12 protein-coding genes are annotated in these 14,480 nt (G+C 71.1%); 7 read left to right on the forward strand and 5 right to left on the reverse strand.

Going from position 1 to position 14,480, the window contains the following annotated elements; all coding sequences use genetic code 11:
• The first annotated feature begins 31 nt into the window (after positions 1-31).
• Genes ABD793_RS01520 through ABD793_RS01540 form a run of 5 tightly spaced genes read left to right on the forward strand, consistent with a single transcriptional unit; the run spans position 32 to position 5,022 of the window.
• Positions 32-1,576 (forward strand): ABC transporter substrate-binding protein, encoded by a 1,545-nt coding sequence (locus ABD793_RS01520; protein ID WP_344854406.1) that lies wholly within the window; start codon positions 32-34, stop codon positions 1,574-1,576.
• Positions 1,573-2,544, forward strand: coding sequence for an ABC transporter permease (locus ABD793_RS01525; RefSeq protein WP_344854407.1), 972 nt, complete (start codon positions 1,573-1,575; stop codon positions 2,542-2,544). The genes ABD793_RS01520 and ABD793_RS01525 overlap by 4 nt, the downstream gene beginning before the upstream one ends.
• Positions 2,541-3,434: an ABC transporter permease gene (locus tag ABD793_RS01530; RefSeq protein ID WP_344854408.1), complete on the forward strand. Its 894-nt coding sequence runs from the start codon at positions 2,541-2,543 to the stop codon at positions 3,432-3,434. Before ABD793_RS01525 ends, ABD793_RS01530 begins: the two co-directional genes overlap by 4 nt.
• Positions 3,431-4,228, forward strand: a complete 798-nt coding sequence (locus tag ABD793_RS01535) for an ATP-binding cassette domain-containing protein (protein WP_344854409.1) — start codon at positions 3,431-3,433, stop codon at positions 4,226-4,228. Before ABD793_RS01530 ends, ABD793_RS01535 begins: the two co-directional genes overlap by 4 nt.
• Positions 4,225-5,022 (forward strand): ATP-binding cassette domain-containing protein, encoded by a 798-nt coding sequence (locus ABD793_RS01540; protein WP_344854410.1) that lies wholly within the window; start codon positions 4,225-4,227, stop codon positions 5,020-5,022. The genes ABD793_RS01535 and ABD793_RS01540 overlap by 4 nt, the downstream gene beginning before the upstream one ends.
• Before the next feature lie 8 nt (positions 5,023-5,030).
• Here the strand turns inward: ABD793_RS01540 and ABD793_RS01545 are convergent, their stop codons facing one another.
• Complete coding sequence (locus ABD793_RS01545) at positions 5,031-5,957, reverse strand: ROK family protein (RefSeq protein WP_344854411.1); 927 nt, start codon at positions 5,955-5,957, stop codon at positions 5,031-5,033.
• Positions 5,958-5,998: 41 nt separating this feature from the next.
• On the opposite strand from ABD793_RS01545, the gene ABD793_RS01550 reads away from it, so the two are divergent.
• Positions 5,999-6,754 carry a creatininase family protein gene (locus ABD793_RS01550; protein ID WP_344854413.1) on the forward strand — a complete coding sequence of 252 codons (756 nt, stop codon included), beginning with the start codon at positions 5,999-6,001 and terminating at the stop codon, positions 6,752-6,754.
• Positions 6,751-7,878, forward strand: coding sequence for a mandelate racemase/muconate lactonizing enzyme family protein (locus tag ABD793_RS01555; RefSeq protein ID WP_344854414.1), 1,128 nt, complete (start codon positions 6,751-6,753; stop codon positions 7,876-7,878). Before ABD793_RS01550 ends, ABD793_RS01555 begins: the two co-directional genes overlap by 4 nt.
• 9 nt (positions 7,879-7,887) lie before the next feature.
• On the opposite strand, the gene ABD793_RS01560 is transcribed toward ABD793_RS01555, so the two are convergent.
• The 4 genes from ABD793_RS01560 to ABD793_RS01575 all read right to left on the reverse strand — a co-directional run bounded on the left by ABD793_RS01560 (position 7,888) and on the right by ABD793_RS01575 (position 14,441).
• Positions 7,888-9,018: a glycoside hydrolase family 64 protein gene (locus ABD793_RS01560; RefSeq protein ID WP_344854415.1), complete on the reverse strand. Its 1,131-nt coding sequence runs from the start codon at positions 9,016-9,018 to the stop codon at positions 7,888-7,890.
• Between the two features lie 449 nt (positions 9,019-9,467).
• A complete protein-coding gene (locus ABD793_RS01565) occupies positions 9,468-9,986 on the reverse strand; it encodes a lytic polysaccharide monooxygenase auxiliary activity family 9 protein (protein WP_344854416.1) in 519 nt (172 codons plus the stop codon).
• Between the two features lie 223 nt (positions 9,987-10,209).
• Positions 10,210-14,034 carry an ABC transporter ATP-binding protein gene (locus tag ABD793_RS01570; protein ID WP_344854417.1) on the reverse strand — a complete coding sequence of 1,275 codons (3,825 nt, stop codon included), beginning with the start codon at positions 14,032-14,034 and terminating at the stop codon, positions 10,210-10,212.
• Positions 14,031-14,441 (reverse strand): MarR family winged helix-turn-helix transcriptional regulator, encoded by a 411-nt coding sequence (locus ABD793_RS01575; RefSeq protein ID WP_344854419.1) that lies wholly within the window; start codon positions 14,439-14,441, stop codon positions 14,031-14,033. Before ABD793_RS01575 ends, ABD793_RS01570 begins: the two co-directional genes overlap by 4 nt.
• Between the last annotated feature and the right edge of the window lie 39 nt (positions 14,442-14,480).

Raw genomic sequence — 14,480 nt, forward strand, 5'->3', positions numbered from 1 at the left:
ATCAAATTTCAATCCACGGAAAGGACGACCCGTGGCCGGACCTTCGCCGCTGAGCCGCCGGACCGCACTGCGCCTCGGCGGCCTGGCGCTGCCCGCGCTGGCCCTGCCGGGTGCGCTCACCGCGTGCGGTACCGCGACGGGCAGCTCGGGCCGGGTCCTGCGGGTCGCCCAGACCGCGGACCCGAAGACCCTCGACCCGCAGCGCCAGGGTGATCTGATGTCGATGAACGTGCTGGTCAACATGTTCGACACGCTCACAACGCGGGACACCGGCAACCGGCTCGCCCCCGGCCTCGCGCTGTCCTGGTCCGCACCCGATCCGCGCACCTGGCGGTTCCGGCTGCGTCCGGGGGTGCGGTTCCACAACGGCGAGCGGTGCGACGCCCGTGCGGTGGCGTTCAGCGTGAACCGGCTGCTCGACCCGGCGACGAAATCGCCGATCGTCGAACTGCGCTACGTACGGGAGGCGGTCGCCGTGGACGAGCTGACCGTGGACCTGAAGTGCAGCCAGCCGGACCCGATCATCCCGGCGAAGGTGTCGTTGTTCGGTGGGGTCGCGGTGCCACCCGGCTATCTGCAGCAGGTCGGCTCGGCCGGGTTCGCGAAACATCCGGTGGGCACCGGCCCGTTCACCTTCGGCGAGTTCCAGCGCGACCACCGGCTGCGGATGCGCGCGAACCCGGCCTACTGGGGCGGGAAACCGGACTACGACGAGCTGGTGTTCCTGCCGATGCCGGACCCGTCGTCGGCACTGGCGGCGCTGCAGAGCGACGAGGTGGACATCGTGGCCGGACTGACCCCGGACGCGGCACTGCAGATCCAGGGCTACCGCGGGGTCGAGATCAAGCACTACCCGGGCATCCGCACGTTCTACCTGTCGCTGGACACCACCGCGGGGCCGCTGCGCGACGTGCGGGTGCGGCAAGCGCTCAACCACGCCGTCGACGTGCCGCTGCTGATCAAAGCAGTGCTCGACGGCAAGGCGCGCGAGGTGCCGACGATGTTCCCGCGTGAGTCGTTCGGCTTCGACCCGGCCATCACGCCTTACCCCCGGGACGTGGGGCTGGCGAAGCGGCTGCTCGCCGATGCCGGCTTCCCGGACGGCTTCGACACCACGCTCACCGCGCAGACTGCAGACGCGAACGTCGCCGAGGCGATCTCCGGTCTGCTCGCCAAAGCCGGCGTGCGGGCGCGGGTGGAGCTGGTGGACACCGGCACCTACAGCAGCAGGCTGACCTCGGCCAACCGCGGTGCGCTCGGCCCGATCTACCTCGGCGCCAGCACCGGCTGGACGCTGGACGCGGAAAGCCTGGTGCAGTCCAACGTCCGGCACGACCGCAGGCAGAGCCGGTGGCACAACGCCGAGGCGGACCGGCTCGTGGACGCCGAGGAACAGTCCCTCGCGCCTGCCGACCGGCAACGGGCCTTCACCGGGCTCCAGCATCTGCTCAAGCAGGAGGCGCCGTTCGTGTTCCTCTACCAGATCGACAACATCTACGCGGTCGACACCCGGCCGCAGTGGCAGCCGGGAGTGGTCGGCGTGCTCGCCATGGCCGGGGCGAAGGTGCGCTCGTGACCGCCCCCGCGGTGTCCGCCGTCCGGCCGCCCGCGGCCGGCTCCGGTGTGCTGCGCGCGGTCGTGTCCAAAGTGGTCACCGCGGTGGTGGTGCTGTTTTTCGTGGCCACCGCGGCGTTCTTCCTGGTCCGGCTCTCCGGCGACCCGGTGAAGCTGATCCTGCCGCCGGATGCGACCGGGCAGCAGGAAGCGACGCTGCGGGCGAGCCTCGGATTGGACCGGCCGTTGCTCACCCAGTACCTCGACTACCTCGGCGGGCTCCCGCGGCTGCAGCTGGGCAACTCGCTCGTCTACGACCAGCCGGTGGCCGAGGTGCTGTTCTCGCGGGTGCCCGCGACGCTGGAGCTGGCCGGGTCCGCGCTCGTGATCGCGTTGCTGCTGGCGATCCCCGCGGGCACGTTCGCCGCGCTGCGCCGCGGCCGGGCCGGCGACACCGGCGTGATGACCGGTGTCCTGATCGGACAGTCGACGCCCGCGTTCTGGGTCGGCATCCTGCTGGTCCTGGTGTTCGCCGTGCAGTGGCAGGTGCTGCCCGCGTCCGGGTACGGCGGGCCGGCACACCTGGTGCTGCCCGCGGTCACGCTCGCGGTGTATTCGGTGGCGGTGATCGCACGGCTGCTGCGTTCGTCGCTGATCGACGTGCTCGGCTCCGATTTCATCCGCACCGCGCGGGCCAAGGGCCTCGGCACCGGCGGGATCGTCCTGGCACACGGTATGCGCAACGCCGCGCTGCCGGTGGTCACGGTGGTGGGACTGGAGGTCGGCACCCTGCTCGGCGGCGCGATCCTCACCGAGCAGGTGTTCTCCTGGCCCGGCCTCGGCAGGCTCACCGTGGAAGCCATCCAGAACCGCGATTTCCCGCTCGTGCAGGCCGCAGTGCTGTTCTTCGCGGCCACCTTCGTGGTGGTGAACCTGCTGGTGGACCTGTCCTACACACTGCTGGACCCGAGGGTGCGGGTGACGTCGTGACTGCCGTGACCACCACTGCCGCGCCCGCCGCCGTGTCCCGGCCGGGACTGCTGCGTGCCGTGCTGCGCAACAAACTGGGCGTGCTCGCGGTGAGCGTCCTCGCGCTCGTCGTGCTGGCCGCGGTGCTCGCGCCGTTGCTCGCGCCGTACGATCCGAACGCGCAAGACCTGCTGGTCCGGCTGCGCCCGCCGGCGTGGTCGTCCGGTGGCAGTTCCGCGCACCCGCTCGGCACCGACCAGCTCGGCCGGGACATCCTGTCCAGGCTCATCCACGGCGCCCGCGTCTCGCTGCTGGTCGGTGCTTGCGCGGCACTGCTGTCCGGGGTGCTCGGCGCGGTGATCGGGCTGGTCGCCGGGTTCCTCGGCGGCTGGTTCGACCGGATCCTGATGCGGCTGGCCGACATCCAGCTGGCGTTCCCGCCGATCCTGCTCGCGCTGGCCATCGTGGGCTTCCTCGGCTCCGGGCTCTGGTACGTGGTGCTGGTGCTCGGCCTGACCGGTTGGGTGTCCTACGCCCGTGTCCTGCGGTCCGAGGTGCTTTCCTTGCGTACCAGGGATTTCGTCACCGAGGCACGGGCGATCGGCGTGACCGACCCGGCGATCATGCGGCGGCACCTGCTGCCGAACGTGCTCGCTCCGCTGGCCACGATCGGCACCCTGCAGGTCGCGTCGGCGATCGTGGCCGAGGCGTCGCTGAGCTACCTCGGGCTCGGCGTGCCGAAGCAGACCGTCACCTGGGGCGGGATGCTCAGCGACGGTCAGCTCTACCTCGGCACGTCGTGGTGGGTGGCGGTCTTTCCCGGGCTGGCGCTGATGATCACCGCACTGGCCGTCAACCTCACCGGAGACGTCCTGCGCGACGTCGCGGACCCGAAGGCGTACCGCACATGAGCCCGCTGCTGGAAATCACCGACCTGCGCATCGAATTCCGGCTGGCCACCGGCACGGTGACCGCGGCGGACGGGGTGAGTCTCGCCGTGTCGGCCGGGGAAACCCTTGCCGTGGTGGGGGAATCGGGCAGCGGGAAGACCGCGACCGCACTGTCGGTGCTGCGGCTCAACCCGGAACCGCCGTGCGTGTACGCCGGGGGAGAGGTGCTGCTCGACGGCCGCGATCTGCTGCGAGTGTCCGAAAAGGACCTTCGGCGGATCCGTGGCAACGACGTCGCGATGGTGTTCCAGGACCCGATGACGAGCCTCAACCCGCTGAAACGGGTGGGTGCGCAGGTCGCCGAGGTGGTGCGGAAGCATCAGTCCGCCTCGCGCGCGGCGGCCCGCGAGGCGGCGGTGGCAGCGTTGCGGGAGGCCGGGATCCCCGACCCGCAACGGCGGGCCGGGCAGTATCCGCACCAGCTGTCCGGCGGTCTGCGCCAGCGCGTGATGATTGCGATGGCCCTGGTCGGACGGCCCCGGGTGCTGATCGCGGACGAACCGACCACCGCGCTCGACGTGACCGTGCAGGCGCGGATCCTCGAGCTGCTGGTGGATCTGCAACGCAGGCACGGGATGGCGATCGTGCTGATCACGCACGACCTCGGCGTGGTCGCCGAAGTGGCCGATCGCGTGGTGGTGCTGCGTTCCGGGCAGGTCGTGGAGTCCGGGGACGTGGTCTCGGTGTTCGAACGGCCGCGCGAGGACTACACCCGGGATTTGCTGCGGGCCACGCCGAAGCTGGAGCGGGCATGACGAATCTGGTGGAGATCCGCGGGCTGCGCAAGGACTACGGTTCGGTGGCCGCGGTGGACGGCGTCGACCTGGACGTGGAGACCGGCGAAACCCTGGCGGTGGTCGGGGAATCCGGCTCGGGCAAGACCACGTTGACCCGGCTGCTGCTGCGCCTCGCCGAACCGAGCGCGGGCAGTGTGCGCTTCGACGGCGCGGACCTGTTCTCGCTGCCGCCGGCACGCTTGCGCGCACTGCGCCGCGAGATGCAGGTGGTGCTGCAGGATCCGTACTCCAGCATGAACCCGCGCTGGCGGGTGACCGACGTCGTGGCGGAGCCACTGGTCACGCACGAGCGCGGGATGCGCGGCCGGCGCGGCCGGGCGAAGCTGCGGGAGCAGGTGAGCGAACTGCTCGACGCGGTCGGCCTGCCGCCGCAGGTCCAGGACCGTTACCCGCACGAGTTCTCCGGCGGCCAGCGGCAGCGGATTTCGGTGGCTCGCGCACTGGCGCTGCGGCCGCGGCTGGTGGTGCTCGACGAGCCGACCAGCGCACTCGACGTTTCGGTGCAGGCGCAGGTCCTCGACCTGCTGGTCGACCTGCAGGACCGGTTCGGGCTGACGTACGTGTTCGTGTCCCACAACCTGGCGGTGGTCCAGCAGATCGCGGACCGGGTCGCGGTGATGCGCGCGGGCCGGGTGCTGGAACTCGCCCCGGCCCGCCGCCTGTTCACCGAACCGGAGCACGAGTACACCCGGGCGTTGCTGGACGCGGTGCCGAACCCGGACCCGCGGCAGGCGCGGCGGGTGGTGCCGTGAAGCCGGAATCAGTGGTGCGACAGGACCAGGCCCGCGCCGCCGAGGAGGGCGACGTCGTCCGCCGGACCGGGATTCACCACGACCTGCGGGGGCTGTGCGCCGGTCGCCCAGGACGAATCCTCACGCAGCCGTCGCTCGATGCGGGCGCGGAAGCGTTCGCCGCCCTCGGCCGCCTCGCCGTGCAGGACGAACAGGCCGGGGGCGAACAGCTGCTGGATGTTCACCAGTCCCAGCGCGATGTTGGCGGCGTACTCGTCGAGCAGCGGGTCGCCGGCCAGCTCTCGCACCGTTTGCGCGTCCAGGCCACGACGCCGGGCCTCGGCACGCAGCCACGGCGTGGTTGCCACCGTCTTCCAGCAGCCGCGGGCACCGCACGTGCACCGGCGGCCGCTCGCCGCGACGGTCATGTGCGCGCCGCTGCGTCCGCCGGGCGGGGCGAGCACCTCGCCGTCGTAGAGCAGCCCGACGCCGAGCACCTCGCCGGTGGAGACCGACGCGAACGTGCTGCGCCCGCGTCCCGGCCCGAACCAGCGGTCGCCGAGCACCTGCAGCCGGGCCCGGTGCTCCACGTGCACCGGCACGCCGAGCAGGTCGGAGAGCACCGTCGCAACCGGGTACCCGTGCAGTGCGGGCACCTCGTTCACCTCGATGATCACGCCCGCCTCGGCGTCGACCAGCCCGGCGGCGGCCACACCCACCCCGGCCGGGGTGCTGGGGAAGCGGACCGCCGCGGCCAGCGCGGCACCGATCTCGGCCCGGTCGGTGGTTTCCCGCGGGTAGGCCGATTCGGCGCGCCACCGCACGGCACCGGTGAGGTCGAGCAGTGCGGCCCTGACCCGGCCGGGCAGCAGCTCGACCGCGCCGAGCACGGTCTCCGCCGGACCCGGCGCCGGGTCCGGGACCAGCCGCAGGGCCGGGCGTTCGCCGGAACTCATGCGGTCACGATGCCACGAGCCGACGCCGGAGGGGAGCCCAGATGCCGGAACTGACGCGGATGACCTGGCGCGAGACGAGCGGCGCCGCGCGAACCGCGATCGCGCTGCTGCCGATCGGCTCGCAGGAACAGCACTCCGGGCACCTGCCGATGGGCACCGACACGATGCTCGCGGAAGCCGTGGTGGACGGCGCGCTCGCCGGTCTCGGCGGTGATCCGCAGGTGGTCCGGCTGCCCGCGCTGCCGTTCGGGCACAGCCCGCACCATCTGTTCGCCGCCGCGGTGTCGCTGCGCGCGGCGACCCTGCAGGCGGTACTCGACGACGTGCTGGATTCACTGGCCACCACCGGGTTCCGCCGGGTGCTGATCGTCAACGGGCACGGCGGCAACGACGAGATCATGCGGCTCGCGGTCAAGCAGTACTCGCTACGCGCCGACGTCGCGCTGGCCGCGTGCTCGTACTTCTCCCTCGGCACCGACGCCGCAACGCCGGGACACGCCGGGATGTTCGAGACCTCGCTGATGCTCGCCGCACATCCGGACCTGGTACGCGAACCGGCGCCACGGCCGGAGGTCACGCCGCCACCGCTGTTCGCCGAACCGCCGTACCCGGGCCTCACCGTCGAGCGGCACGGCGAATGGGCACGCGCGGGCGGCAGCACCGACGATGCCACCGAAGCGAGCACCGCAGGCGGTGCCGAACTGTTCGGCAGGCGGGTTTCCGCGCTGGCCGACGCGATCCGGGCGTTCGACCGGGCCACCCGGGAAAGTCACGCGCACCTCGAGGGGACGGCATGAAGATCACCGAAGTCGACGTGTGGGTCGTGAACCTGCCGTTGACCAACCCGTTCACCAGCTCGTTCGAAACCAAGACCGGCGAGACCCGCACTGTGGTGCGGCTGCGCACGGACACCGGTGCACAGGGCTGGGGCGAGACCATGTGGGGCCGCCCGGTCGCGGAGCTGACCAGGAAACTCGGCGCGGAGATGATCGGCACCAGCCCGTTCGCGCTGGAGGCCTTCCACCGGCGCCACCACATGGTGCCGTTCTTCCACGGCTACCTCGGCTACGCCGCACTCGCCGCGCTGGACGTGGCGTGCTGGGACCTGATCGGGCACGTCACCGGACAGTCGCTGACCGATCTGCTCGGCGGGCCGGTGCGGACCGAGGTGCCGATCACCGCACTGATCACCCGCGCCGACGCACCCGGTGCGCACGGCACCGAACTCGCCGAGGAGCTGGCCGGGCACGCCGCGAAGGTGGTCGCCGACGGCGGTTTCACCGCGGTGAAACTCAAGGGCACCCGGGACGTCCGCGGCGACGTGCAGATCCTGCGCGAGCTGCGCCGGGCGTTGCCGGAGGTGGAGCTGCGGGTGGATCCGAACGCGGCCTGGTCGGTACCGGACTCGATCCGGGCCGGACTTGCGCTGGAGGAGCTGGACCTGGAGTACCTCGAGGACCCGTGCGCCGGCCTCGAGGGCATGAGCCAGGTCCGGTCGAAGGTGCGGATTCCGTTGTGCACCAACATGTGTCTGGTCCGGTTCGAGGACTTCGCCCCGGCCGTGCGGCTCGGTGCGGTCGATGTGGTGCACGGTGACGTGTACAAGTGGGGCGGGATCGCGGCGACCAAGGCACTCGCCGCGCACTGCGAGACGTTCGGGCTGGGCATGAACCTGCACAGCGGCGGCGAACTCGGCATCGCCACCGCCGCGCACCTCGCCGTGGTGGCCAGTACGCCAGTGCTCTCGCGTGCCATCGACAGCATGTACTACCTGCATGCGGACGACATCGTCGCACCGCTGCAGCTGTCCGGCGGTCGCCTTCGCGTCCCCGACGGCCCTGGCCTCGGTGTCGAGGTGGACGAGGAGAAGCTGGCCCATTACGCGGCCGAGAACGAACGCGAAGGCGACCTCACCGGATGAGCTGCCGGATCAGCGCAGCGCGCTGACCGTGACGGTGAGCGTGTCCGGGTCGCCGGCCTGTACCGCGCCGCTGAAATCCGGGCCGGGCGTGACATCGTCGTAGGGAAAGGCGTACCCGCGGTTGTCCGGCAGCTTGCTGTGCACCACACGGGCGTAGTGGTTGGTTGCCTCCGCTTGGTAGAACTTCGCCGGATCCTCGTCGGTCGGCTGGTTCGGGTTGTCCAGCAGGGTGGTGCGGTTCAGCGCGGCCGCCAGGCGCGGGATGATCGCCTTGCGTGCGTCGCTGTCGCCCTCCTTGATGACGAACGGACCGCTGTCACAGCTCCACACGTCGGCGGTGACGGGCTTGGCGAAGCTCTCGCCGTTGTCGAAGGTGAGGTTGCCGTCCGCACCGACCTGGCCGGTGAGCTTGCCGATGTCCGGGTTCTGCGAGTCGACGGTGAGTTTCGCAGTGGCGTAGGTGTCCCAGACCTGGCCGATGTAGTCGTCGAGATAGCCGGCGAACTTGTCGGCGCGGTGCTGTGCGGACACCACCCGCAGCGGCTTCCCGTCCGCACCCGCTTCCACCAGTTCGCCCCACGCCCCGCCCTGTTGCCCGAGCTCGTCGCAGATGCCGTCGAGGGAACGGGCCGGAAGACCCTGCACGGTCTGGTCGCCGGAGCCGCTGGTGCTCAGGTGCAGCCCGATCGGGATCGCCACGAAGTCGACGTAGCTGATGTTGGCGAACAGTTCGTCGTTGTTGAAGGTGAATTCGACGAACGACCAGTTGCGCCCGTAGTTGGGATCGCCCGAGGACAGGAAGTCCGGCTGCACGAGGGCCGGTCCGGGGTTGACGAAGAAATCGAGCTTCGCGTCGAGCACGAAGTAGATCCGCCCGCTGCTCATCTTCGGGACGCTCACCTGCGCCATCGATTTCAGCGGGATCGCGCAGTCCCGGTCGAGCGGCGTCATCTCGCCGCCGGGATCGGCCGGGTAGTACGGCGTGCCGTCGGACTGGAGGATCACCAGCCGGTTGTCCAGGGTGGTTCCGGTGATGTAGGCGTAGCTTTCGCCGGCGCCGGACTGGTCGTCGAAGGCGACCTGCACCGTGTCCGGGGTGGCGGCGGAGGCGAGATTCGTGCCCCACCAAGGAAACGTCACCGCCGCCGCGGATGCGCCCAGGAAAGTCCGCCGGGAAATCAAGGAAAACCGCCTCCTCGGATTGCACCGTTGCTCGGTGCCGGGAACGCTAATCACGGGCACCGGCGTGGTCAACGAGTGACGGTGCAGTTGCCCGTTCGGTCAGCGAATGACGACCGGAAAACGGAGGTACGGGCAAGGGTCTGGACCAGTCGGGTGATTTCCGTGCGCCGGCGTTGCGGTGGGCGCAGCGGTCCGGTTTTCCCCGCGGACACGGTGGCCGACGGGAGTGCCTGCTCCACTCGGATGACGACTTTCGTTGCGCCCGCATTCGTGGCAGGTCCGGAATCGGACCGCGTCCGCGGGACGCCGGATACCGGGCGGCTCTCCGGCACCGTGAAACGGGAACGGGGCCCGGTGTGCGCCGCCACGCCACCGGGCCCCGTGCCCACTCCAGTGCCGGCTTCCGGTCAGCCGACCTGCAGGTCGATGCAGGAGTAGAAGGCGTTCGAGGTGTCCGCGATGTTCCAGACGGCCAGCACGGTCTGGCGGCCGGTGTGCCCGCTCAGATCCACCTCGTGCGTCACGGTTTCCGGCGGCTGCTGGCCCCCGCCGTCGATGTCGGCGACCTTCTCGTCGCCGATGTAGTACTCGTAGTTCGTGGTCGCGTGCCGGGCGGTGAAGGTCCAGGTGAACTCGGCCGTGGTGCCGGTCGGCGTGGCCACCCATGGCTTGCTGTCGTCGTTCAGCTCGGCGTACTGGGCATTCCCGCCGTCGCACTCGTGCAGGCCCTTGGGGCCTTCCACGCTTTGCGGTTCGTACTGGATCTGGCCGCATTCGACGGTGCCCTCGGCACATTGCGCCTGCCTGCTGGGCGGGGAGTTGATGTAGCCGTGCGCGCTGGCGATGCCCGCCGGGCTGATCAGCACCAGTGCCGGCGCGAGCGCGGCCCCGGTCAGTGCGGCGACGAGTTTCCGGTTCGCTTTCATGGCAGCTCCTTCGGGGAGTGCTCGCCTCCCCGGCACGGGCAGGACGAGACCCGCGAACCGCACTGCGCGGCGGTCCGGTGGGGGAGGATAGTCGAGCGAAGAATGGAATTGTGGTCTAGACCATAACCGCGGCATTGGGGAAAGGTCAACAGGTGGCAAAGAGCAGCCTTTGCCTGGTTACCCGGCAACGTCCGGACCGCTCGCGCAGCGTCCGGCGGCGGGCTCAGGCGGCGGTCGGTCCCGGTTCCCCGCTCAACGAGGTGAATGCCGACCACATTGCGTGATAGCGGCCGCCCCGGTCGAGCAGTTCGGCGTGGCTTCCCGATTCGGCGACGCGGCCGCGGTCGAGCACCACGATGCGGTCGGCGGAGCGGGCGGTGTGCAGCCGGTGCGCGATCACGATGGTCGTGCGGCCGGCGGCCACCGTGCGCATGGCCGCGGACACCCCGGCCTCGGCGGTCAGGTCGAGGTTCGACGTCGCTTCGTCCAGCAGCAGGATCGCCGGATCGACGAGCTGCGCGCGGGCCAGCGCGAGCAGCTGCCGTTGCCCGGCGGAGAGCGAGCGGCCCCGTTCGGCGATCTCGTGCAGGTAGCCGCCGGGCAGGGACGCGACGAACTCGTGCGCCCCCACCGCGCGGGCGGCTGCCTCCACCTCGGCGTCGCTCGCGTCGGTCCGGCCGTAGGCGATGTTGTCCCGTACGGTGCCGGTGAACAGGAACGCCTCCTGCGGTACGTACCCGAGCGTCCGCCGGTACCCGGCGAGGTCCAGGGTGCGCAGGTCATGGCCGTCCACGCGGACGTCGCCGGCGTCCGGGTCGTAGAAGCGCGCCAGCAGCTTCAGCACGGTCGACTTGCCCGCGCCGGTTTCGCCGACCAGCGCGACGGTTTCGCCCGGCTCGATTTCCAGGTCGATCCCGCGCAGTGCTTCCGGTGGTTTCGCGATGGCCAGCGCACCGGGCATCAGCCGTGGGTCGGCGGGACCGCGCCGACCGGGCGAAGCGACGGGGCCGGCCGGATAAGCGAAGCGCACGCTGTGGAATCCGATCGCGCCCCGCGGCCGGCCCGGCGACACCGGGGCGGCCGCGGCCGGGGTGCGGGTTTCCAGCCGCATCAGCTCGGCGATGCGGTCGACCGACACCCTGGTCTGCAGCCACGAGTCGAAGACCTGGGACAGCTGCTGGATCGGCGAGAAGAAGAGGTCGATGTAGAGGATGAAGGCGATCAGCGCACCCGCGCTCAACGTGCCGGAGCGGACCATCCCGGCGCCGACGCCGAGCACGATCGCGTCCGCGCCGGCGGACAGGAACTGCACGAACGGAAAGTACGTGGCGGCCAGCCGCTGCGCGGAAAACCGGGCCCGCAGATAGTCCCGGCCCAGCAGGCGGAACCGGCGCACCGTCTCGTCCTCGTGCGCGAACGCCTGCGATTCCCGTACGCCGGCAAGGCTTTCCTGGAAGTCGGCGTTCACCGCGGCCACCCGGTCACGGGCCACGTCGTACAGCCGGGCCGCGCGGCGCCGGAACACTACGGTGCCGATCGCCAGCGGCACCACGACGGAGAGGGTGCACAGCCCCAGCACCGGGTTCACCACCACCAGCGTCACGCCCACCCCGGCGAAGGTGACCAGCGCGACGAGTGCGGACAGCAGTCCACTTTGGATCAACGACTCGAACTGGTCGACGTCGGTGGTCATCCGGGTCATGATCCGGCCGGTCAGCTCGCGTTCGTAGTAGTCGAGGGAGAGCCGTTGCAGCTGCGCCCAGATCCGCACGCGCAGCGAGAGCATCACCCGCTGGGCGGTCCGGCCGGTCACGAACGTCTCGGCCATCCCGTCCAGTAGCGCGACCAGGGTGATCACCAGGAACAGCCCGGCCGCCCCGAACAGCACGGCCTGTGATCCCTTCAGCACGCCGTCGTCGATGCCGCTCTTCACGAACACCGGGCCGATCACCGACGCGGCGGCGTCGAGTACCACCAGCAGCAGGCCTGCCGCGAGCGGACGACGGAACTCCCGCAGCAGCGTGCCGAGCGAGAATCCGCGCTGCTGCCGGGATTCCGCGGCGAGGTCCAGTTCGGCGAAATCCCGTACCGGCGGGAGCCGGTCCACCCGGGCGAGCAGCTGCGGCGTCGGCGGCAGTGCGGCGCGCCAGCTGCGGCCACCCGAGCCGCCGAGCCCCGCGCCGATACTCGCCGCGGTGGACCGCACGGCCCGGGTAGCGCGGTCCGGCTGCCGATCATCCGCGCGCCACGCCGAATCCGTGGTTCTACCGGCCATTTCGGACAGTGCTTCGATCCGGTCGCCGACCCGCTCGGCAGCCTCGTCGTCGAGACCGGTGAGCAGGGCCCGGTAACCGGCGCTGCGGGCGAACAGCTCCTCGTGCGTGCCCTGGTCGGCGACCAGGCCGTGCTCCAGCACCACGACGCGATCGGCCAGGTGCAGGGTCGAGCGGCGGTGCGCGACCAGCAGTGTCGTCCGTCCGGAAAGGACAGTGCGGAGAGCCTCGTTGATCGCCTCCTCGGTGGCGGCGTCGACGGCACTGGTCGCGTCGTCGAGCACGAGGATCCGGGGATCGGCGAGTACCGCGCGGGCGAGCGCGATGCGCTGCCGCTGGCCCCCGGAGAGCGACAGGCCGCGTTCGCCCACCACGGTTTCGTATCCCTGTGGCAGCGCCGAAACGAACCCGTCCGCGGCGGCCACCTGCGCGGCGGCGCGCACCTGCTCGGCGGTGGCCTCCGGACGTCCGTAGGCGATGTTGGCGTGGATGGTGTCGGAGAACAGGAAACTCTCCTCGAACACCACACCGACCTGTGCACGCAGGGAACGTGCGCGCAGTGTCCGCAGGTCGTGGCCGTCCACCAGCACCGCACCCGAATCCGGGTCGTGGAAGCGGGAGACGAGCATGGTCGCGGTGGTCTTGCCGCTGCCGCTGGCACCGACGAGCGCGACCCGTTCGCCCGCGGCCACGTGCAGGTCGAACCCGCGCAGCACGGGTGCGTCCGCGGAATGTCCGAAGTGGACATCCTGGTAGACGAGTTCGCCACGGGCCGGGGGCAGGTCCACCGCGTCCGGGGCATCGGCGATCGCGGGTTCGAGGTCGAGCAGCTGGAAGATCCGTTCGACGCCGGCACGGGCCTGTTGTGCGACCGCGAGTACCGCGGCGAGCTGGCGGGCCGGGGCCATCAGCTGGGCGAGGTAGGTGGAGAAGGCGAGGAAGGTGCCGAGGCTGAGCCCGTGGTGCAGGGCGAGCCAGCCACCGAGCAGGAGCACCGCGACCTGCCCCAGCGCCGGGATCGCCTGCAGCAGCGGCTGGTACCGCGACTGCAGCCGGACCGCCCGCAGGTTCGCGCCGTACACCTCGCCGCCGGTTTTCGCGAGCCGCTTCAGCTCACGGTGTTCCTGGCCGAACGCCTTCACCACGCGGACGCCGTTGATGTCCTCGTCGACGATCTGCACGAGGTCGCCCTCGCGCTGCTGCGCGGTCCAGGTGGCCGGGAAGAGCCGGCGGCGCATCCGGTAGGACAGCCCGAGCAGGACGGGCATGATCACCAGGCTCACCAGTGCGAGCAGCGGGGAGAGGACGAGCATCACGGTGAGCGAGAGCAGGACGAGCAGGAGGTTGCCGGTCATCGTCGGCAGCAGCGTGAGCAGTCCCTGGATGAGCGCCGAATCGGAGGTCGCCCTGGCGACCACCTGTCCGGTGGGCATCCGGTCGAGGGTGGCGAAGTCCAGGCGTTGCAGGTGCGCGTGCATCTCGTTGCGCAGGTCGTACTGCACCGACAGGGCGACCCGGCCGCCGCGGTAACGGCGCTGGTAGGCGAACCCGAACGCGGCGGCGGCGACCGCGAGCAGCGCGGCCAGCCACGGCCACAGCGACTGGGTGTCCCGCAGCACCACGTTGTCGACGATCTCGCGTTCCAGCAGCGGAACGACGGTCTGGCAGGCGCTGCCGAGCAGCGCCGCGCCGAGGGCGAGCGCCACTTCGCGGCGGTGCCGCAGCAGGTATCCCGACAGCCGGCGCAGCCAGCCCGGACCGGCCGGTGCGGTCACCGGCCCGCCTTCCGCTCGGCGACGGCCTCGTCGATCGCCTCGCCGAGCCAGCCGAGTGCCTGCAGGAGCCGGTCGGGGTCGGGCGTGCGGGCGGCGAGATCGGCTACCCGGGTGACCATCTGCGTCTCGGTCTCGGCGAGAACCTGTTCTCCCTGCGGGGTCAGGGAAAGCGCGGTGGCGCGGTGGTCGCCGTCGACGTCCCCGCGGATCAGCAGGCCCCGCTTCGTGAGCGTGTCCACGGCAGCGCTGATCGCCGGCCGCCCGAGTGCGAGCCGCTGCGCGACCCGCGAGGCCCGCTCGTCCCCGGAGGCGATCGCGGCCAGCACCCGGTAGTGCGCGAGGTGCAGATCGGCCGAGGACCGCTCCAGCACCCGGGACGCCCTGGCCAGCGCGCGGACCGCCCGCACGGCAGGGTCCGGTGAGGCAGGGTCGGCGTGGGCAGGGTC

The organism is Amycolatopsis ultiminotia, assembly GCF_039536925.1.
GTDB lineage: Bacteria > Actinomycetota > Actinomycetes > Mycobacteriales > Pseudonocardiaceae > Amycolatopsis > Amycolatopsis ultiminotia.